The organism is Brevundimonas sp. KH_025 (genome assembly GCF_057839885.1).
The window spans coordinates 2304596-2323488 of the sequence record NZ_CM174501.1; the positions used below are offsets into that span (position 1 = coordinate 2304596).

Sequence of the window (18893 nt, forward strand, 5' to 3'; positions counted from 1 at the left end):
CACCCGCGACGGCCTCAGGGTCTAAGACCCCTGCATGAGCACAGCCCCGCTTCCAGACGCCGCCCGCCAGAACTGGGTGGACCGTTACGCCCCCGAGGGGCTGAAGCCGTGGCTGAAGCTGGGCCGCTTCGACCGGCCCATCGGCATCTGGCTGCTGCTGCTGCCCGGCTGGCAGGGGATCATGCTGGCCCTGAACCAGTACGAGCGGCCCTTCGGCTTCTATGAGCTGTGGCTGATCGCGGGCTTCGCCATCGGCGCCTCGCTGATGCGCGGGGCGGGCTGCGCCGTGAACGACATCGTCGACCGCGACTTCGACGCCCAGGTCGCCCGCACCGCCATGCGCCCCATCCCGGCGGGCCAGATCAGCGTCAAGCAGGCCTGGGCCTTCGTCGCCGGCCTGTGCCTGATCAGCCTGTGCATCCTGCTGAGCATGAACCTGACAGCGGTCCTGCTCGGCGCCCTGTCGCTGGGTCTGGTGGCGGCCTATCCCTTCATGAAGCGCATCACCTGGTGGCCCCAGGCCTGGCTGGGCCTGACCTTCAACTGGGGCGCCCTGCTGGGCTTCGCCGCGGCGACCGGCGGCTACGGCGTGCTGCATTGGCTGCTGGACCTCATGACTGCGGGAGGCCTTACGCTGAGCCTGTCCGGCCATGTCGCCCTATCGACCCTGCTCCTCTATGCGAGCGGCGTCTTCTGGACCCTGGGCTACGACACCATCTACGCGCTTCAGGACATCGAGGACGACGTCATGGCCGGGGTCAAATCCTCGGCCCGGCGTCTGGGGTCTCAGGTCAAGCCGGGCGTGGCGGTCTTCTACGTCCTGGCCGTCCTGCTGGCCGGCGCGGCAGGCTTCGCCGCCGGTCTCGGCCCCGTCTTCTACGCGGGTCTGGCCCTCTACGCCCTGCATCTGGCCTGGCAGGTGAAGCGCCTCAAACCCGAGGACGGCGTCCTGGCCCTGCGCCTGTTCAAATCAAATCGTGAAGCTGGATTGATCCTTCTGGCCGCGATTGCGTTGAACGGCCTAGCTTACTGATCGCACCCTCCCCCAAGGAACTCCGAATGACCTCCCACCGCCTGCGCGCCCTCCTCCTGACCGCCGCCGTCGCCGCGACCCTCGGCGCCTGCCAACGCGCCGAGAAGAAGGCCGAGGCCCCGACGGCCGCCGCCGAAGCCACCGCGACCGGCCCGCTGAAATACGAAAGCGCCACCCAGTGGGCCAAGACCAGCCTGACCCTGCCCGAAGCCATCAAGACCCAGCCCGAGCTTTACGCCGCCCTCTATCGTCAGGAAGTCGCCGACCTGGCCAAATACGCCGAGGGCGCCCAGGCCGACCGCACCGAGGCCGGCGGCGAATCCGCCATGGGTCCCTATGAGAAGACCATCGTCTATGGCGACCCGGTCCAGACCGGCCGCCTGTTCAGCGCCATGCGCACCGACTTCGACTATTCGGGCGGCGCCCACCCGAACACGGTCGCCACGGCCCTGTTGTGGGACAAGACCGAGAAGCGCCGCATCGCCCCCGCCGACCTGTTCGCCAAGGGCGCCGACACGGCGTCGCTGGAGCGCGCCCTGTGCGCCGCCATCAACAACGCCAAGAAGGCCCGTCCGGGCGCGCAAGCCCTGACCGCCAACGGCGACATGTGGAGCTGCCCCAAGCTGAAGGACGTGGCCGTGGTCCTGGCCCCCGGCGCGACGGCCGGTAAAGCCGGCGGCCTGACCTTCCTGCTCGACGCCTATGCCGTCGGTCCCTACGCCGAAGGCCCCTACTACATCACCCTGCCCGCCTCGGCCTTCCAGACCCTGCTGGCCCCGGCCTACGCCGCCGAGTTCGCCGGCCAGCCGCTGAAGGCCGGCGACGTCACCGAGGACCTGCGGCCGAAGTAAGAGACGCACGCTCAATCCTCCCCCGTTCACGGGGGAGGGGGACCATGCGCAGCATGGTGGAGAGGGCGGACACAGACAGACGTTCAAATGATTGGGGCGCCGCGCCTGACGCTCGCCCCCTCCACCCCGCCGGCTATGCCGTCGCGGTCCCCCTCCCCCGCTGCGCAGGGGAGGATCGCTCTACTTCAGAAACTCATCCACCAGCACGCCCAGCCGCTCCGGCTGGTCCGTCATGATGAAGTGGCGGCTGTCGTCCACCCGGACAAGCTTCACCCCCGGCAGGGCCGCATACTCACGCCCCCACAGAGCGTCCGCCATGGCCGCCGGCGCCCCGCCGTCCGCATCCGAGGCATAGACCGCCCAGACCGGCGTGGTCATCGCCGCCAGGCCCGGACGGGCGTCGGTGGTCATGACGTCGCGGATGGCCGAGGCCATGGCGTGACGGTCAGACGTCATCGACCATTCGACCATGGCGGCGCGCCCGGCCTCATTGCGCATCATGCCCCCCGCCGTGCGCTCCTGCTGGACGCGATAGCCTTCGGCGTCGGCGTTCAGTATGCCCGCCGCGGCCTGTTCGGCGAAGGGCCTGGCGCTCTCGGCCGTCGCGGTCGGACCATAGAGGGCGCTGAAGAAGGGCAGGCTGTCGACGCTCATCAACTTGCCGACCGCCTCGGGATGCTGCTGCGCCACCAGAAGCCCGGTCAGGGCGCCCATGGAGTGGCCGATGATCGTGGGCTTGTTCAGGGTCTTGGCGTAGCGCGCCACCTCATCCACCGCCGGCTGGACGAAGGCGCCGTCGCCGTGGCTCCACGGCTCGCCGGCGAAGCCCGCCAACTGCACCAGATGCACCCGGTGCGTCGCCGCCAGCCGCTGCGCCAACGGCCGCCAGACATCGCGCGAGGAGGCGAAGCCGGGGATCAGGATGACGTCGGGACCGTGGCCCATCACCTCGACCGACAGACGGTCGGAGGCGAAGGCCGGGGCTTCAAGCCGCGCCGGTTCAGCTTGGGCCGGCGAGAAGATGTTGCCGGCGGCCAGGGCCACGACGGAGGCCAGCAGGAGGGCGCGCAAGATCTTGGACGAAGAAGCAGAATTGAACATGACGTTTCCTTTCAGGTCTTCAGAAAAGCCCCTCTCCCCGCGTCATCCTCGGGCTTGACCCGAGGATCGGATGGTCCGTCGGCGCGACCTAGGCAAGGCAGAGGGCGCAGCCAGGCTCGATCCTCGGGTCAAGCCCGAGGATGACGGCGGAAAGCAAGGGCGAAAATGTAAGGTTAAGCTGACAGAAACGTCAGCCGTGCGGGTTCTCGAAGACCTCTTCCACCGGCCGCGCGAACAGGGCGGCGATGCGGTAGGCGAGGTCCAGCGATGGGTCGTGCTTCTCGGTCTCCAGGGCGTTGACGGCCTGACGCGAGACCCCCAGCGCCTGACCCAGCTGTTCCTGGGTCCAGTTGCGCTCGACGCGCAGCAGTTTCAGACGGTTCTTCATCAGTTCGACGACCGGATGAAGGGCGAGGTGACGCCGAACACCGCCCAGAACAGGGGATAGATCATCCAGCCTTCCGCGTGGGGTGCCCCGGCGAAGCTCTCGCCGAAACCCCAGGCGCTGAACAGGGTCATGGCCACGCCCGCCGAGACGATGAACTGCTTGGCCGTCACGGCCCGCACATATTCGTCGCTGTCGCGCATGAAGCTGAGCGTCGCCCATATCTGGCCGGCGATCGGCGCCGCGACCACGAGCGCCAGAACCCAGGCGGCGGGCTTGCCCTGAATCGTATCGAAGGCCCCGCCGATGGTCGCCAGCATGACGGCGACATAGCCGCCCATGAAGGCCATGGTGCGGATCACATAGCGGCGCCCGGCGGGCGTGTTCTGCTTTGACATCGTCAACATGGAAGGCGCTCCTGACTGAATGTAAGGCCGACCTTACTCCACTCGCATGTCATGTCAACCTGACTTTTCGTCAGACGCGCCTGACCCTGCCACGCCCCTTGCCAGGTCGATCGACGCCGACCTAACCTTGGTCATCGAATTCAAAGGGAGATCAAAGGCATGGGCGCGATCAGTTGGGCGCTGGCAGGCGTGGCCCTGAGCCTTCTGGCCTTGGTCGGAATCGCGCTGGGCCGAGCGAAAGGCCGGAAACTCTATTCCAGCGGCGGTCTGGCGCTGCTGTTCGGCAGCATGATCTGCGTTGCGCTGGCCAGCTATCACATCGGCTATCAGTCAGGTTCGGATCGTGCGGAGCGTGACAACCGCACAGAACAAAGCGCCGCCCGCGCCTGATCGCCCTGTGCACGGGGCGAGATGGTCGTTACTCAGCCCCATGCGCCTGACCCCCGCCAACGCCCCCGACTTCATCGCCGCCAACACCCGGCTGCAGACCGTGCCGCACGCGCCGGAGATCTCGCTGTGGCTGGCGGACGAGATCACGCCCCTGTGGCGGCTGACCGAGGAAGAGCTGGGCGCCATGGGCCTGCCCCCGCCCTTCTGGGCCTTCGCCTGGGCCGGCGGACAGGCCCTGGCGCGCTGGCTGCTGGACCATCCGGCCGAGGTCGCGGGCAAGCGGGTGATCGACCTGGCCACCGGATCGGGCCTCGTCGCCGTCGCCGCCATGAAGGCGGGCGCGGCCAGCGTCCTGGCCGCCGACATCGACCCCTTCTGCGCCGCCGCCGTCGCCGCCAATGCGAAATCCAACGGCGTCGAGATCGCCTTCACCGACGCTGACCTGCTGGACGCCCCGCCGCCGCCCGCCGACCTGATCTGCGCCGGCGACGTCTTCTATGAAAAGCCCATGGCCGAGGCGGTGCTGGCCTGGCTGAAACAGGCCCAGGCCAACGGCACGCGCGTCATCGTCGGCGACCCCGGCCGCACCTACTTCCCCAAGTCCGGCCTGACCCTGCTGGCCGAATACACCGTGCCGACGACGCGCGAACTGGAGGATCAGGAGGTCAAGCGCTCGCGCGTCTGGTCGCTGGACCCCGCGGGCTGAACCCGCCGCGGTCGCCCGACATGACGACCGTCAACTCGCCGTCCGTCTAGACGCGCTAGGCTGCGCGCGAGAGGAGGGACTGCGATGACGCCCCCGACCGACGACGCCGATCCCTTTGATCAGGTCCGCGCCGCCCACCACCAGATCGGCAACAGCCTGCAGTCTGTAGCCTCCCTGCTGATGCTCCAGGCCCGCTCGGCCGAGGCGCCGGTCGCCACAGCCCTCAATGAGGCGACCCGCCGCGTACGGGTCATCATTCGTCTGCACCAGCGCCTGCAGCTGCATGAACAGGGGGTGGAGGTCTGTCTCAACGAGCTGCTCACCGACATCTGCCGCGACGTGGCCGAGATCGACGGGCGCGAAGGGGCGGTCCTGAGCCTCGACATGCAGCCCATGACGGCCTCGGCCGGCCTGGCCTCCGCCTTCGGCCTGATCACCGCCGAACTGGTCGGCAACGCCTTCGAGCATGGCCTGGCCGGACGAAACGGCACGGTCCGCGTGCTGCTGGAACCGACGCCCGAAGGCTGCCGCCTGACCGTCAGCGACGACGGCGTGGGCTTCCCCGACACCGCCCACCCCGAGGCCAACGCCGGTTTCGGCCTGTCCCTGATCGCCCGCATGGTGCGCGAGACCGGCGGCGCCTTCTCGGTCGAGGCGCTGAGCCCCGGCGTCAGGTTCGAGGTGCGCATGCCCGGCGCGACCAGCGGCGCTGACCTGCGCCTCACCTGCACAGGTTAGGTGAAGCCCCCTAGGCGCCCGCCCCGGGTTTCGAGACAGCGGCTTTCCATCCCATAGGTCAGGGTCCAGGACTGCGAGCCGCCGGCCCATGACCATAGACGCCCTGCCCTTCACGATCACGCCACGGCCTGCGGTGCGCGCCTGCCGCGATCGGGATGTGACGCTGGCCTATGGCGCGGACGAAGCGATCTATGTCGAGGGCGACGAGGCTCATCTGGTCTATGTCCTGCTGGGCGGCGCGGTGCGAACCGTGCGCCACTCCCCGGAGGGCCGACGCCAGATCGGCGGCTTCTACGCGCCCGGCGACCTGTTCGGACTGGAACCCGGCGCGAGCCATCGATTTTCCGCCGAGGCCCTGTGTCCGAGCGAACTGATCGCCTTCGCCCGCAAAGGCCCGTCGTCGCGCCTGCACCCGAACGCCCTGACCCAGGCTGCGCTCAAGGAACTGGCGCGCGCCCAGGATCATCTGGCCATGTTGGGCCGTCGTACAGCACGCGAGAAAATCGCCAGCTTCCTGCTGGACGTCGCCGCGCGCCACGGCCCGGCCGCGGCCGGCCTGCTGGTCAGCCGCCGAGACATGGCCGACTACCTCGGCCTGGCCATGGAAACGGTTTCGCGCGCCCTCGGCCAGTTTCAGGACGAAGGCCTGGTGGCGTTCCAGGCCAGCCGGGCGTTCCGAATTCTCAAGCGATCCGCGATGGAGCGGCTGGCGGCGCGCTGACGAGAACCGGAACGGCGGCAAGCCGTTGTCTTCCGTGTTCGGATTGCGGACCCGCCCATGTCCTCTCCTGTCGTCCATATCGTCGATGACGATCCCGCCATGCAACTGCTGCTGTCGGCGATGCTCGACGCCCACGGGCTGGCCTCACGATCCTATGCTTCGGCCGAGGCCTTTCTGGCCGCGGACAGCCGCATGACGAACGGCTGCGTCCTGACCGACATACGCCTGCCGGGGCTTGACGGGGTGGACCTGATTCACCGCCTGACGGCGCGCGACGAGGCGCCGCCCGTCCTGGTCATCACCGCCTACGCCGACGTGCCCCTGGCGGTGGAGGCCGTGCGCGCCGGCGCGCTGGACGTGCTCGAAAAGCCGGTGACGCCCGAGCGGCTGATCGCGGCGATCACGTCGGCGCTGGACTGTCAGGACGCACCGGCCTCACCCCGCGCGCGCCTGAACCGGCTCTCGGCGCGGGAGCGCGAGGTCCTGCGCGGCGTGGCGGCGGGCCGCGGCAACAAGCTCATCGCCCAGGACCTGGGCATCAGCCCCCGCACGGTCGAAGTCTATCGCGCCCAGTTGATGAACAAGACCGGAACCCACACGGTCGCCGACCTGCTGCGTCTCGCCCTGGCCGCCGGCTACTAGTCGGGCTCGCCTCCCGGGATCAGGCGTCGCGCGGCAAGACGGTCAGCACCCGCGCCATGAACTGATGGAACTCCTCCATATAGTCGCGCAGGAACTGCTCGGTCGCGGGCACGCTGACGTTGCCGTCGTCGTCGATCAGGCCCGGCTTGAACTGGATATAGGCCTCGGGCGCGTTCATCTGCGGCGCCTGCAGGAAGCCCAGGACGCTGCGCAGGCTCTGCTGCGCCACCGCCGTGCCGATCGCCCCCGGCGAGGTCCCGATCACCGCCGTCGCCTTGCGCGCGAAGCTGTTGGTTCCATACGGCCGACTGGCCCAGTCGATGGCGTTCTTCAGCCCGCCGGGAATAGAGCGGTTGTATTCCGGGGTCACGATCAGGATAGCGTCCGAGCGCTTGATCCCCGCCTTGAACTCGGTGGCCGCAGCGGGAAAATCGGCGTCATAGTCGTAGGAGTAGAGGGGCAGGTCCGCGAAGGAAATCTCGTGGAATTTCAGCTTCTCGGGCGCAAGCTTGATCAGGGCCTTGGCCAGCTTCCGGTTGATCGATCCCTTGGCCAGGCTGCCGACGATATAGCCGACGTTATAGGTGGTCATCACGCGCATCCCGCTGGATTGAGACGACGCCGACCGCCGCCTCCAGCCAAATGCCCAGGAAAGCTTGGCGGTTCCGTCCCCGGCTCGACCCTCAGACCGTGACCGCCTGACGCCCTCGCCCCGCCTCGCCGAAGACCCGCAGATAGCGCTCGATCTCGGCCCGGTCGCCGGTCGCCTTCTCGACATTGTCGGACAGCTTGACCGCCGAACGCCCGCCCGCCCGCGTCACCTTGCAGACCAGCGAAATCGGCGTCAGCTCCGGCATGGGCGCAGGCGCGCAATCGCGGAAGTCGTTGGTCAGATTGGTGCCCCAGCCGAAGCTGGTCCGCACCCGGCCCTTGAAGTGGGCGTGGGTGGCCTCGATCGCAGCCACGTCCATGCCGTCGGCGAAGACCAGCAGCCGCTCGCGCGGATCGCGACCCTGCGCCTTCCACCAGGCCATGATCTCCTCCCCGCCCTCGATCGGCGGCGCCGAGTCCGGCCGAAAGCCCTTCCAGTCGGCCAGCCAGTCGGGCGCATCGGCCAGAAACGCTCTTGTCCCAAAGGCGTCGGGCAGGGCCACCAGCAGGTTGCCGTCATAGGTCGCCCGCCATGCCTCCAGCACCTGATAGGGCGCGGCGCGCAAGGCCGCGTCGTCGCCCCCCGCCAGCGCCGCCAGCACCATCGGCAGCTCATAGCCGTTGGTGCCCACGGCCTCCAGATCGTTGTTCATGGCCAGCAGGACATTGGAGGTGCCGATGAAGGCGCTCCCCAGCCCCTCCTTCAGGGCCTCGACGCACCAGCCCTGCCACAGGAAGCCGTGCCGCCGCCGCGTGCCGAAGTCGGAAATGGACAGCGGCTCCAGCTTCCGCAACCGCTCGACCTTGCCCCACAGCCTGGTCTTGGCCCGCGCATAGAGGACATCCAGCTCGAACCGGCCCAGACGGCGCAAGGCGCGTCGGCTGCGCAACTCATTGAGGATCGACAGGGCCGGAATTTCCCACAGCGTCACCTCGGCCCAGCCGCCTGAGAACTCCAGCCGGAACTGCCCGTCCGCCCCGCGCGACAGGTCGTATTCGGGCAGGCGATAGTCGGCCAGCCAGGCCAGGAAGTCGGGGCTGAAGATCGACTTCACCCCATAGAAGGTGTTGCCGCCCAGCCAGATCAGCTCGCGGTTCGAGAAACGCAGGGTCCGCGCATGATCCAGTTGCGCCCGCAGCTCCGCCTCGTCCACCTCCTCGGCCAGACGGACGCTGGTGGTGCGGTTGATGACCGAGAACGTCACCGGCACGTCACGATGCCGCCGCCAGATCAGCTGCAGCATCAGCAGCTTGTAGAAGTCGGTGTCCAGCAGGCTGCGCACGATGGGATCCAGCCGCCAGCCGTGGTCATAGGCCCGCTTGGCCAGATCGACGCTCGGCATGACCTCAGTCCGCCTCGTGCTCGATCACCGCCTCGGGCGGGGCCTCGTCCTCGTTGATCAGCCGCCCTTCGCGCGCGGGCTTGATGTAGGGCTCGGGCTGCGGCGTCACGGCGTTGCCGCGCATCAGCGCCCGTCCGGCCGTCAGCCCGCCCGTGACCTGCAGGTCCAGACGCGCGGCGTCGCGACGGCGCACCTCGGCCACCGTATCTGCCGCCTCGTCTTCCGACACGCCCAGATCGACCAGCACCGCCTCGCCGAACTTCAGCGCCGACTCGAACGTCTCGCGGATGTGGTAGTCGACGCCCGCCTCGATCAGACGCAGCGAGTGGCCCCGGTCGAAGGCGCGCACGAACAGCTTCACCCCCGGGAACTCGGACTTGACCAGTTGCACGATGCGGTCGGCGGCCTCCGGCTTGTCGACGCAGACCAGCACCGCCTCGGCCTTGCCCGCACCCGAGGCCCGCAGCGTGTCCAGCCGGGTGCCGTCGCCATAATAGACCTTGAAGCCGAAGTTCCCGGCCGCCTGGATCATCTCGACGTCGTTCTCGATGATCGACACGTCGACATTGCTCGCCAGCAGCGGCTGCGACACCACCTGGGCGAAGCGGCCGAAGCCGATGATCAGCACCTGGCCGCGCAGGCCCTCGGCCGAGTCGACGCCCTCGGCGTCCTCGGGCGACAGCCCCGCTTCCTTGGGCAGCCAACGTTTCATCGCCAGGGTCGTCAGCGGCGTCAGGGCCATGGACAGGATGACGATGGCCGTCAGCGCCGCGCTGGCCTGGCCGTCGATGACCCCGCCCGCCGCCGCCGCGCCGTAGAGGACAAAGGCGAACTCGCCGCCCTGCGCAAACAAGGCCGCGCGCTCGATCGCCTCGTGATGCCGCGCCTTGAACAGCCGCGCCACGACATAGATGACCAGCGCCTTGACCAGCATGAAGGCCAGCAGCCCCGCCACCACGATGCGCCAGTCGTTGATCACCACCCCTATGTCCAGGGCCATGCCCACCGACAGGAAGAAGAGCCCCAGCAGGATGGCGCGGAACGGCTCCACGTCGGCTTCAAGTTGGTGCCGGAAAGTCGAGTCCGACAGCAGCACCCCCGCCAGGAAGGCGCCCATGGCCATCGACAGGCCGACCCCGTCCATGATCCAGGCGGCGCCCGCCACCACCAGCAGGGCGGCGGCCGTCATCACCTCGCGCCCGCCGTTGCGGGCCAGGAAGCGGAACACGGGATTGATCGCATAACGCCCGGCGACCAGCACCCCGACCACCGCCGCGACCGCCAGGCCGATGGTCTGCCACAGGGGTGCGGCGCTCTCGCTCGCCGTCCCCACCGCCACGGCCAGCACCGCGACAATGGCCAGCAGCGGCACGATGGCCAGGTCCTCGAACAGCAGGATGGACACCGCCCTCTGCCCTGCCGGCGTCGGCAGGTCGCCCCGCTCCTCCAGCATCTGCACGATGACGGCGGTCGAGGACATGACGAAGCCCATGGCCCCGACGAAGGCCACCGGCGCCGAAACCCCGGCCGCCATGGCGACCAGCGTCAGCGCCAGACCGGCCAGCGCCACCTGGGCGGCGCCCAGGCCGAAGATCTCGTGCCTCATCCCCCACAGCCGCTTGGGCCGCATCTCCAGACCGATGATGAACAGGAAGATGACCACGCCGAACTCGGCGACGTGCAGGATGGTCTCCGGCTCGCGGAACAGGGCCAGGCCGAACGGCCCGATGGCCGCCCCCGCCGCCAGATAGCCCAACACCGAGCCCAGCCCCAGTTTGCGGAAGACGGGCACGGCCACGACCCCCGCCGCCAGCAGGGCCGCCACATGGCCCAGTTCCAGTCCCGTCGCCGCCTCGGCCATCGCACACCCTTCAAGCTTGAGCCTCCATTGTGGGGTCGAAGCGTCGCGATGGCGAGCGCGATCAGCCGAAGACGGCGCCGATCCGCGACAGGCCGTCGCCCGCCGGCCGCATCACCGACCAATCGTCCGCCAGTCCGTCCGCCAGGGTCTTCAATCGCTCCAGCACCGCCAGCATCGGATAGGGCCCGACGCTGACACGGCAGGCGCCGGCCTCGAACAGGGTCCGTGCCGGCAGCGCCTCGGGCCCCGCCATCAGGCTGATCGGTCCGCCGATCCCCTCGGCCAGGCGCCGCACCAGCGCCGGATCGGTCACGCCCGGCAGGAAGACCAGGTCGGCCCCGGCGTCCAGCCAGGCCCGCCCCCGCTCGACCGCCATCTCGACCCTCTGGTCGTCGCTGTCGCCCAGCTTCAGCAGGAAGACGTCGGTCCGCGCATTGATCACCAGATCGGGCGCCGCCGCGCGCAGCGCCGCCAACCGTTCGGCCTGGTCCGCGATCGGCGTCAGGGCGCCGGGCGCCGCATAGTCCGCGTCCTCGAAATTGACGCCCGCCGCCCCCGCCTCCCAGACCGCGCGTCCGGTCTCGGCCGCGTCCCGGGCCGAGGGGCCGTAGCCGGCCTCGACGTCAGCGGTCACGGGAACGCCGACCGCCCGGACGATGGCGGCGACCTCGCGCATCATGGCGTCGCGGTCCATCCCCTCGCCGTCGCGCGCGCCGCGCGCCCAGGCCACGCCCGCGCTGGTCGTGCCTATGGCGGAAAAACCCGCGCTCTCGAACACCCGCGCGCTGGCGGCGTCCCAGGCGTTGGGCAGGATCAGACCGCCGCGGCGGTGCAGGTCCCGGAAGGCGGCGGCGCGGGCGGTCTGATCGGTCATGGCGGTCTCCTGTGACGGCGTCCGCGTCATCTCACGACGGAGCCCGTGCGTCCGGCGGCTTTCGGACATGAATGGCGAGGCTACTTCTGCCGGGGACTTTCCAGCCCCTCCCAGGTCGGGTCCAGCCGTCCTTCGCGGCGCGCCTTCATCGCCCGCGCCAGCTCCTCGGCGGCGATCCGCACCTCGCCCTGGATGTCCGTGTCCCTGTCCAGGGCGTCGTGGCTGGTGGCGTAGGGCTCCCAATAGCCGATGTAGCGGTCGATCTCCGCGTCCGGCCCGGCGGGCGTCAACTTCATCGACTTGAGCCAGTCGGCCACCGAGCGGCGCACGTTCTCGGCCCCCTCGACATCGCCGTGCGCCACGACCGCGAACACCCGCCCGGCGAGATGGCGCGGATAGTCCCAGCCCGCCAACTCGACCGCCTTGGCCTTCTTCGGGTTCTTGCCATGGGTCAGGGTCGGATCGGGATTGCCCCCGTCGGCGCAGACCAGCCGGTCGATCATCAGCTTCATCGGGCTGGAGACCTGATACCAGTTGACGGGGGTGACGATGAAGACGCCGTGCGCCTCGACCCACAGGGGATAGATGTCGTTCATCCAGTCGTGGACCTGACCCAGCGAATAGTTGGGATAGCAGCTGCACGGCCAGTGACACAGCGCCGCCGCCGTCGAGAAGCAGGCCTTGCAGGGATGGATCTCGCGCCCGTACTCCGAGGCCAGCCGCGACAGGTCCAGCACCGTCGTCTCGATTCCCGCCGCCTTCAACGCGGCCTCGGCGATCATGGTCAGCCGCCAGCTCTTGGACATCTCGCCCGGACAGGTGTGCTCGGACCGCGACGAGCCGTTGACCAGCAGTGCGCGCAACGGCCCCTTCGGATCGGCGTGGCGCGCCTTCGCCGCCTCGATCGCGGCATGGGCCGCGATCCAGTCGACCGACAGGTCGTAGTCGGGGTCGGCGTAGCCGGGACCGGCCTTCTGCGTCACCGGGCTCTTGCGCCCCTTGATGTAGCCGTCCCAGGCCACGGCCGCGACCTGATCCAGCGCCTCGCGCACCTTGTCGAACGCCGGGTCCTGATAGCGGCTCAGAAAGCGGGCGGTGAAGTCTTCCCGGTTCAGTTCCGGCGACGGCATCCCCCGACGCGGGTCTGGCGTCTTCGCAGCGTCGGTCATGGGCGTGTCTCCGGTCATCGGGCCAAGACCTAACGACGCGGGTCCGAGCGCCGTTCCGCAGAACCGCCCCCGCCGGAACCGGGTCCGCCGACGCGGGTTCCCGTGGTCAAGCCTGACAGTCTGTCGGCGAGGGAGAGACCCATGAAGATCCGCGACGTGATGACCAAGGACGTGCAGGTGGCCCGTCCCCACGATACGCTTCAGGAGATCGCCGCGCGCATGGCGGCGGGCGATTTCGGCTTCATTCCGGTGGCCGACGGCGAGAACCTGGTCGGGGCCATCACCGATCGGGACATCACGGTGCGCGCCGTGGCCGCGGGGGCCACGCCCAACTCGCGCGTGGTCGAGTTTCTCAGCCGCGACGCCCTGGTGGTGCGCGCCGACGACGATCTGAAGGCCGCGCTGGACCTGATGAGTTCGCGTCAGGTGCGTCGCCTGCCCGTCGTGGACAAGGACGGCCGCCTGGTCGGCGTCGTCTCGCTGGGCGACCTGTCGACGCGGGTCAAGGAGCGCTATGCGGGCGAGGCGCTGGAAGAGATCTCGCGCTCGACCTGAATGTTCACCCTCCGCTAACCACGTCGCGGAACCGGACGATAACGGCTGACGCGCCATGCTGCCCCCTTCGCATGGGAGACACCGCATGGCGCGCGCACAGTTCCAGAAGGGCCAGAAGGTCTGGGTCGAAAGCGTCGGCGCCTGGGCGCAGATCGAAAAGGTCCAGCCGGTCTGGGCCAAGGGCTTCGACGAGCCGGTCCGCATCACCTACGACGTCGGCCTAGGCCGCGAGTTCACCGGCGCCGAACTGCAGCTCCCGGCCGAGGACGTCGCCGCCACGGCCCTGGGCGACTGGCGTATTCTGCGCGCCCGCAACAAGTGGCAGGAACCGGCCGACTGCGCCCATCACCCCTTCCCCGGCAGCTATCCGGTGGTCGTCACCGACAAGGCCGACTGGGGCGGCTGGCGCGTGCCGGGCGCCGAGTACGACCGCGACCCCGAACGGGTCGAGTTCCAGTCCCGCCTGATCGCCGCCGCGCCCGACCTGATGGATCTGGCCCGCGAACTGATCGAAACGGTGTCGGAATCGCCCGAGGACGCCCCCCCGGAAAGCCTCCGCCTGGCCCGCCGCGCCCGCGACATCCTGCGCCAGATCACCGACGCTCTGGCCGCGCCGACCGAGCCGGTCCGCGCGGCGGCGCTGGACGCATCCCAGGCCGCCTGATTCCGCCCGGACGGACGAATCGCCTCTCAGGCGAAAAGCGTCGCCGTCAGGCCTCGACAGGAATCCGCGACGCAGCCTAGATTCCCCCCATCTTGAGATGGAGGGGCGCCTTGCGGGGCACCGAGCGCCGCAGTTACGGGCCGGGCCGACGCGCCACGGACCAGACCGCCCGGGCCAATACGCCCTGGGTGCGCGTCCTGCTGCTCGCCGTCGCCCTGACCATCACCGCCTACGCCCTGCTGGTGCTCCGCAACGACGGCCGGCCCCAGCGCGAGGCCCAGGCCGCGCGGATCGAAGCCCTGACGCTGGAGGCCCAACTCGCTGCAGCGCGCATCGAAGGCCAGGCCGCCCTGGTCAGCGCCGCGCTGACGCTCGCCGCCCGCGACCTGACCGCCCGCCCCGATCAGGCGGTCGAGGCCCTGGACCGCGCCCGCGCCCTGGCGCCCGACACCGCCTTCGCCGTGCTGGACGCCGACGGCGAAGCCGTGGCCGCCGTCGGCGGACGCCTGTCGGCGCGAACCGCGCCCAAGACCCTCACGGGCGCCGCCGGCCGCTTCACCCTGCAGGACAACGCGCTTCTGGTCCGCCGACCGGCGGGCGACGGCCTGTCGATCGTCGCCCGCACGCCCCTGCCTCGGCCAACCGCCACGCGCGACGGCGCCGCCCTGAGCGTCGTTCCGGCGGGGCAGGCTCCGGCGGACGCCGCCAAGGCCGTGAAGGGGCCGGACGGCCAGGCCCGGCTGACGGCCTCGGCCCCCATCGGCGCCACCGGACTGGCTGCGGTGACGACCATGCCGGTTTCCACCGGGCTTTCGGCCTGGCTGGACGACGCCTGGCTGCTGGCCGGGCCGCTGCTGCTGGTGGTGCTGTTCCTGGCGATCGTCGCCTTGCAGAACTGGCGTCAGGCCCGCGCCGGCCGTCGCTGGGCCGACACCGAGCGCCGCTTCCGGGTCGCGGTCGAGGCGGCGCGCTGCGGCGTCTGGGAATGGGATCTGGCGCGCGGCGAAGTCGTCCTGTCCGACTACATGGCCGCCCTGCTCGAGGTGGAGACCGGCGCGACCCTGACCACCCAGGCCCTGATCGAGCGGGTCCATCCGCGCTACCGCGAGACCCTGGTCCACGCCCTCGACGTGGCGGCCGCCCACGGCGCCTTCGACGTCACCTTCCCCGTCCCGCTCAAGGCCGGGGGCGTGCGCTGGATCGACGCGCGCGGCCAGTCGCGCCAGCCGCGCCGCGACGGCGGCTATGTCAGCCTGATGGGCGTGGCCCTGGACATCACCGAGGCTCGCCGCTCCAAGGCTCAGGCCCAGGCCGCCGAGAACCGCCTGCGCGACGGCATCGAGAGCGTGTCGGACGCCTTCGTCCTGTTCGACCGTCACGGCCGTCTGATCCTGTGGAACCAGGCATTCCAGGACGCCTTCGCCTTCCCCGCCGGCGTCGTCGCGCGCGGGGCCCAGAAGGACGCCCTCAACCTGATCGCCGCCGAGGCCATCAAGGCCGAGCACCCCTCGGCCAGCGGCCGCGCCGGCGTGCGCGAGGTCGAACTGAAGGACGGCCGCTGGCTGCAGATGGCCGAGCGCTTCACCGGCGACGGCGGCACCGTGGTCATCTGCGCCGACATCACCGTCATTCGCCGTCAGGAGGCCGAGCGCCGCCGCGCCGCCGACGAACTGCGCGGCATGGTCGCGGAACTGGAAGACCGCAAGGCCAAGCTCTCGCTGCTGGCTCGCAAGTACGAGGTCGCCATGACCCGGGCCGAGGCCGCCAACCAGGCCAAGTCCGAGTTCCTGGCCAATATGAGCCACGAACTGCGCACCCCGCTGAACGCCATCAACGGCTTCTCCGAGATCATGGCCGGCGAGATGTTCGGCCCGCTGGGCGACAAGCGCTACAAGGGCTACGCCGCCGACATCCACGCCTCGGGCCAGCACCTGCTCAGCCTGATCAACGACATTCTCGACATGGCCAAGATCGAGGCCGGCAAGCTGACCCTGCACTACGAGGCCCTGTCCCTGAACGGCCTGTGCAACGACGCCATTCGTCTGATGCGGGGCAAGGCGCAGGAATCAGGCCTGACCCTGGCCCTGACGGCGCCGGACGTCATCGAGGTCGAGGCCGACCATCGCGGCCTGAAACAGGTGCTGCTGAACCTCATCTCCAACGCGGTGAAGTTCACGCCCGAGGGCGGCGCCGTCACCGTCAAGGTCGCGCTTCATGACGCCGACCATGTGCGCGTCTCGGTCGCCGACACCGGCATCGGCATCGCCGCCAAGGATCTGGAACGGCTGGCCCAGCCCTTCGAACAGGTCGAGGGCCAGCATTCCAAGACCACCCAGGGCACCGGCCTGGGCCTGGCCTTGACCAAGTCGCTGATCGAGCTGCATCGCGGCCATATGACCATCGAGAGCGAGCCCGGTCACGGCACCACCGTCTGGTTCGACATGCCGATCCGCGCCCCCGAGGGCGCCATCGCCCCGGCCGGATCCACGCCGCAACGGGTTCAGCCGCGCGCGGCTTGAAACCCAAAGGTCCTCCCCCATGCAGCGAGGGAGGATTTCAGGAGCCTTGGCTGGCCTGAACCGGAGCCTCAGCAGGCGCCGGCGCCTGTGCCGCCGCCGGCTTCTCGCCCTTGCACCGCTCGTCGCGCCTCGGCTTGTGCCGCGACAGGATGGGGGCCAGGGCCTTGCGATCCGCCGGGCTCTGTCGGCTCAGGATTTCCACCGCGCCCGCCTCCAGCCGCGAGCGACCGCGCATCTCGGACGCCCGCGAGCGCTCCAGCAGAGCCGCCACAGCCACCGGATCGAAGGCGTCGCTTCCGGTCAGGGCGATGGCCTCGCGCCGCGCCGCCCGCGACTCCTCGAAGTCAGGCCGCGCCAGCTTGGCCGAGGCGCGCAGGTCCTGCTTGACCTTTTCACGCGCGCCCGGCGTCGCACGCTCGACCACGTCCCACACCGGCTCGCCGCGTCCCGGCCTGTGCGCCTCGGCGATGCGGTGCTCGATCTTGTCGCGCGCCACCCAGACGGCGGCGACGCTCGCCGCCGCAAAGACGTTGAGGGCGACCGAAACGGCCAGGGCGATCTTCAAACTCCGCGACGTCATCCGCCCAGAACCTCCGTGTCGTCCGCGCTGGCCAAACTGGCCTGATAGAGCACCGCATCCGCTTGCACGTCGGCGGTCATATGGCTGGTCAGGGCCACGCCGAACACCACCCCGGCGCAGGCCGCCGCCGCCCAGCCGGCCCCCGACAGCCAGGCCAGAGGCCCGATACCCCCGCGCCGCCGCGCCCGCAGCCCCGCCCCCGCCGCGCTGGCGATGACCGCCTCGCGCAGGGCGTGCGACGCGGCCGGACGCGGCGCGGCGTCCAGCAGGGCGTCCAGACCGTCGGCCTCAAGCAGCAGGGCCGCCGCGCGCGGATCGCTCGCCGTCAGGGCGCGCGCCGCCTCGCGCTCGGCCTCGGGCCAGCGCCGCAGGTCGCCGCCATAGGCGTCGGCCAGATATTCAAAACGCTCGTACGTCATCGTCATGGTTCCAGCCCCCGCCTTACCCATTCGCTGCTCTCGCTGCATTCGGCGCCATATCGGCCAGCGCCGTCCGCAACGCCCGCCGTCCGCGCGACAGCAGGCTCTCCAGGGCCTCGACGCTGACGTCCATCAGCCCCGCCGCCTCGATGTTTCCCAGTTCCTGATAGTGACACAGGACGATGGCCTCGCGCTGCCGCTCGGGCAGTCTGGCCAGGGCCGCCTCGACCCGCGCCCCCGTCTCCATCGCCAGCAGGCCCCGGTCCGGCGCCGGGCCGTCGTCGGGCCGATCCGGCGGCGCGTCCGTCGCGATCTCGCGCCGTCGCCGCAGCCGGTCGTAGCAGAGGTTCAGCCCCACCCGGTGCAGCCAGGTGTCGAACTTGGCCTGGCCCGGCGTCCAGCGCGGCGCCTGCCGCCAGGCTCTCAGCATCGCCTCCTGCGCCACGTCCTCAGCCTCCGTCGCGTCGCCCAGCATCCGCTGCGCCAGCATCAGCACGCGCGGCAGCTTGCGAGCGACCATGGCCTGGATCGCCGCGGAGTCGCCCTGACCCACGCGCCGCACCAGTTCCTCGTCGGGGTCGGCGGTCTTCGCCAATCCAGCCTCTTTCGCCGTTCACGAAACGGGCCGACGGTGCGACCGCCTTCCCCGACATCCATCCTACTCCGAAGCGGGCGTCGAAGGCGACGCCGCAGCAGCCGGGGCCGCCTGACGGTGCGCCCGATGCTCACGCATCCTCGCGCGGCGCTCCTCGACGGTCAGCGTCCCGTCGCGGTCGGCGTCCAGACGCGTGAAGGCTTCGGTCGCCTTCTGCTCGGCCTCGGCGATCACGACGGGGAAGCGGCCGCCCCGGCCCATGCGTTCAGCCCCGCGATGCATCCCCCCGCGATGGCCGCGACCCGCGTGCTCGGCGCGAGGACCGCGCTCGCCGCCAACTCGTTGGCGCGGCGCATCGAACTCGGCGCGGCTGATCGAACCATCCTTGTTCGCGTCCAGACGGTCGAACAGGGCCGTGCGGCGCTCGGCGCGCTTGGCCTGATGAGCCGTCCGCATTTCCTCGGCCGTCACCGTGCCGTTGCGGTCAGCATCGGCGGCGCGCAGGCGCTCGACCTGGCGCTGAACGAAGTCAGCCTGAGAAACCGGCTGGGCCATGGCGGCGCGCGCCGGGCGCTGCGGCGCAGCCGTTTGAGCCACGGCGACGCCGCCGAAAATGGTCAGAATGGCGATGGCGGCGACGCCGCCAAGGGTCTTGTTCATCTCGATGGTCTCCACGGGCCGAGGCCCGA

General features: G+C 70.0%; 22 protein-coding genes. 10 read left to right on the top strand and 12 right to left on the bottom strand.

Going from position 1 to position 18893, the window contains the following annotated elements:
• Nucleotides 1-34 precede the first annotated feature (34 nt).
• Nucleotides 35-1033 (top strand): UbiA family prenyltransferase, encoded by a 999-nt coding sequence (locus AC3IS2_RS11435; RefSeq protein WP_489197906.1) that lies wholly within the window; start codon nt 35-37, stop codon nt 1031-1033.
• A gap of 26 nt (nt 1034-1059) precedes the next feature.
• On the top strand, nt 1060-1884 hold the full coding sequence (locus AC3IS2_RS11440) for an RsiV family protein (RefSeq protein WP_489197907.1): 825 nt from the start codon (nt 1060-1062) through the stop codon (nt 1882-1884).
• Between the two features lie 180 nt (nt 1885-2064).
• Here the strand turns inward: AC3IS2_RS11440 and AC3IS2_RS11445 are convergent, their stop codons facing one another.
• The 3 genes from AC3IS2_RS11445 to AC3IS2_RS11455 all read right to left on the bottom strand — a co-directional run bounded on the left by AC3IS2_RS11445 (nt 2065) and on the right by AC3IS2_RS11455 (nt 3777).
• Complete coding sequence (locus tag AC3IS2_RS11445) at nt 2065-2985, bottom strand: alpha/beta fold hydrolase (RefSeq protein WP_489197908.1); 921 nt, start codon at nt 2983-2985, stop codon at nt 2065-2067.
• 190 nt (nt 2986-3175) lie between these two features.
• Nucleotides 3176-3373: a helix-turn-helix transcriptional regulator gene (locus tag AC3IS2_RS11450; RefSeq protein ID WP_105562402.1), complete on the bottom strand. Its 198-nt coding sequence runs from the start codon at nt 3371-3373 to the stop codon at nt 3176-3178.
• Nucleotides 3373-3777, bottom strand: a complete 405-nt coding sequence (locus tag AC3IS2_RS11455; protein ID WP_489197909.1) for a hypothetical protein — start codon at nt 3775-3777, stop codon at nt 3373-3375. Before AC3IS2_RS11455 ends, AC3IS2_RS11450 begins: the two co-directional genes overlap by 1 nt.
• 159 nt (nt 3778-3936) lie before the next feature.
• Between AC3IS2_RS11455 and AC3IS2_RS11460 the strand changes: the two genes are divergently transcribed.
• From AC3IS2_RS11460 to AC3IS2_RS11480, 5 genes are all read left to right on the top strand, one after another.
• The gene (locus tag AC3IS2_RS11460; RefSeq protein WP_489197910.1) at nt 3937-4167 is read left to right on the top strand and encodes a hypothetical protein; all 231 of its coding nucleotides are present in this window, start codon (nt 3937-3939) and stop codon (nt 4165-4167) included.
• Nucleotides 4168-4207: 40 nt separating this feature from the next.
• Nucleotides 4208-4873 (top strand): class I SAM-dependent methyltransferase, encoded by a 666-nt coding sequence (locus tag AC3IS2_RS11465; RefSeq protein ID WP_489197911.1) that lies wholly within the window; start codon nt 4208-4210, stop codon nt 4871-4873.
• Nucleotides 4874-4957: 84 nt separating this feature from the next.
• On the top strand, nt 4958-5611 hold the full coding sequence (locus AC3IS2_RS11470; RefSeq protein WP_489197912.1) for a sensor histidine kinase: 654 nt from the start codon (nt 4958-4960) through the stop codon (nt 5609-5611).
• A gap of 88 nt (nt 5612-5699) precedes the next feature.
• Complete coding sequence (locus tag AC3IS2_RS11475; protein WP_489197913.1) at nt 5700-6332, top strand: helix-turn-helix domain-containing protein; 633 nt, start codon at nt 5700-5702, stop codon at nt 6330-6332.
• A gap of 57 nt (nt 6333-6389) precedes the next feature.
• A complete protein-coding gene (locus AC3IS2_RS11480) occupies nt 6390-6974 on the top strand; it encodes a response regulator transcription factor (protein ID WP_489197914.1) in 585 nt (194 codons plus the stop codon).
• Between the two features lie 19 nt (nt 6975-6993).
• Here AC3IS2_RS11480 and AC3IS2_RS11485 read toward each other — a convergent pair whose 3' ends face one another.
• The 5 genes from AC3IS2_RS11485 to AC3IS2_RS11505 all read right to left on the bottom strand — a co-directional run bounded on the left by AC3IS2_RS11485 (nt 6994) and on the right by AC3IS2_RS11505 (nt 12872).
• Nucleotides 6994-7566 (bottom strand): NADPH-dependent FMN reductase, encoded by a 573-nt coding sequence (locus AC3IS2_RS11485; RefSeq protein ID WP_489197915.1) that lies wholly within the window; start codon nt 7564-7566, stop codon nt 6994-6996.
• A 91-nt stretch (nt 7567-7657) separates the two neighbouring features.
• Nucleotides 7658-8968, bottom strand: a complete 1311-nt coding sequence (locus tag AC3IS2_RS11490) for a nicotinate phosphoribosyltransferase (RefSeq protein ID WP_489197916.1) — start codon at nt 8966-8968, stop codon at nt 7658-7660.
• A 4-nt stretch (nt 8969-8972) separates the two neighbouring features.
• The gene (locus tag AC3IS2_RS11495; protein WP_489197917.1) at nt 8973-10829 is read right to left on the bottom strand and encodes a monovalent cation:proton antiporter-2 (CPA2) family protein; all 1857 of its coding nucleotides are present in this window, start codon (nt 10827-10829) and stop codon (nt 8973-8975) included.
• Between the two features lie 61 nt (nt 10830-10890).
• Nucleotides 10891-11703, bottom strand: a complete 813-nt coding sequence (locus AC3IS2_RS11500; protein WP_489197918.1) for an isocitrate lyase/PEP mutase family protein — start codon at nt 11701-11703, stop codon at nt 10891-10893.
• An 80-nt stretch (nt 11704-11783) separates the two neighbouring features.
• Nucleotides 11784-12872 (bottom strand): flavodoxin family protein, encoded by a 1089-nt coding sequence (locus AC3IS2_RS11505; RefSeq protein ID WP_489197919.1) that lies wholly within the window; start codon nt 12870-12872, stop codon nt 11784-11786.
• Between the two features lie 141 nt (nt 12873-13013).
• Between AC3IS2_RS11505 and AC3IS2_RS11510 the strand changes: the two genes are divergently transcribed.
• The 3 genes from AC3IS2_RS11510 (at nt 13014) to AC3IS2_RS11520 (ending at nt 16610) form a co-directional block, all read left to right on the top strand.
• The gene (locus AC3IS2_RS11510; RefSeq protein ID WP_489197920.1) at nt 13014-13427 is read left to right on the top strand and encodes a CBS domain-containing protein; all 414 of its coding nucleotides are present in this window, start codon (nt 13014-13016) and stop codon (nt 13425-13427) included.
• 85 nt (nt 13428-13512) lie between these two features.
• The gene (locus tag AC3IS2_RS11515) at nt 13513-14091 is read left to right on the top strand and encodes a hypothetical protein (RefSeq protein ID WP_489197921.1); all 579 of its coding nucleotides are present in this window, start codon (nt 13513-13515) and stop codon (nt 14089-14091) included.
• Between the two features lie 110 nt (nt 14092-14201).
• A complete protein-coding gene (locus tag AC3IS2_RS11520; RefSeq protein WP_489197922.1) occupies nt 14202-16610 on the top strand; it encodes an ATP-binding protein in 2409 nt (802 codons plus the stop codon).
• A 37-nt stretch (nt 16611-16647) separates the two neighbouring features.
• Here the strand turns inward: AC3IS2_RS11520 and AC3IS2_RS11525 are convergent, their stop codons facing one another.
• From AC3IS2_RS11525 to AC3IS2_RS11540, 4 genes are all read right to left on the bottom strand, one after another.
• A complete protein-coding gene (locus AC3IS2_RS11525; RefSeq protein WP_489197923.1) occupies nt 16648-17175 on the bottom strand; it encodes a periplasmic heavy metal sensor in 528 nt (175 codons plus the stop codon).
• A gap of 11 nt (nt 17176-17186) precedes the next feature.
• Nucleotides 17187-17615, bottom strand: a complete 429-nt coding sequence (locus AC3IS2_RS11530) for a hypothetical protein (protein ID WP_489197924.1) — start codon at nt 17613-17615, stop codon at nt 17187-17189.
• A 16-nt stretch (nt 17616-17631) separates the two neighbouring features.
• Nucleotides 17632-18204: an RNA polymerase sigma factor gene (locus AC3IS2_RS11535; protein ID WP_489197925.1), complete on the bottom strand. Its 573-nt coding sequence runs from the start codon at nt 18202-18204 to the stop codon at nt 17632-17634.
• Between the two features lie 63 nt (nt 18205-18267).
• On the bottom strand, nt 18268-18864 hold the full coding sequence (locus tag AC3IS2_RS11540; protein ID WP_489197926.1) for an EF-hand domain-containing protein: 597 nt from the start codon (nt 18862-18864) through the stop codon (nt 18268-18270).
• Nucleotides 18865-18893 lie beyond the last annotated feature (29 nt).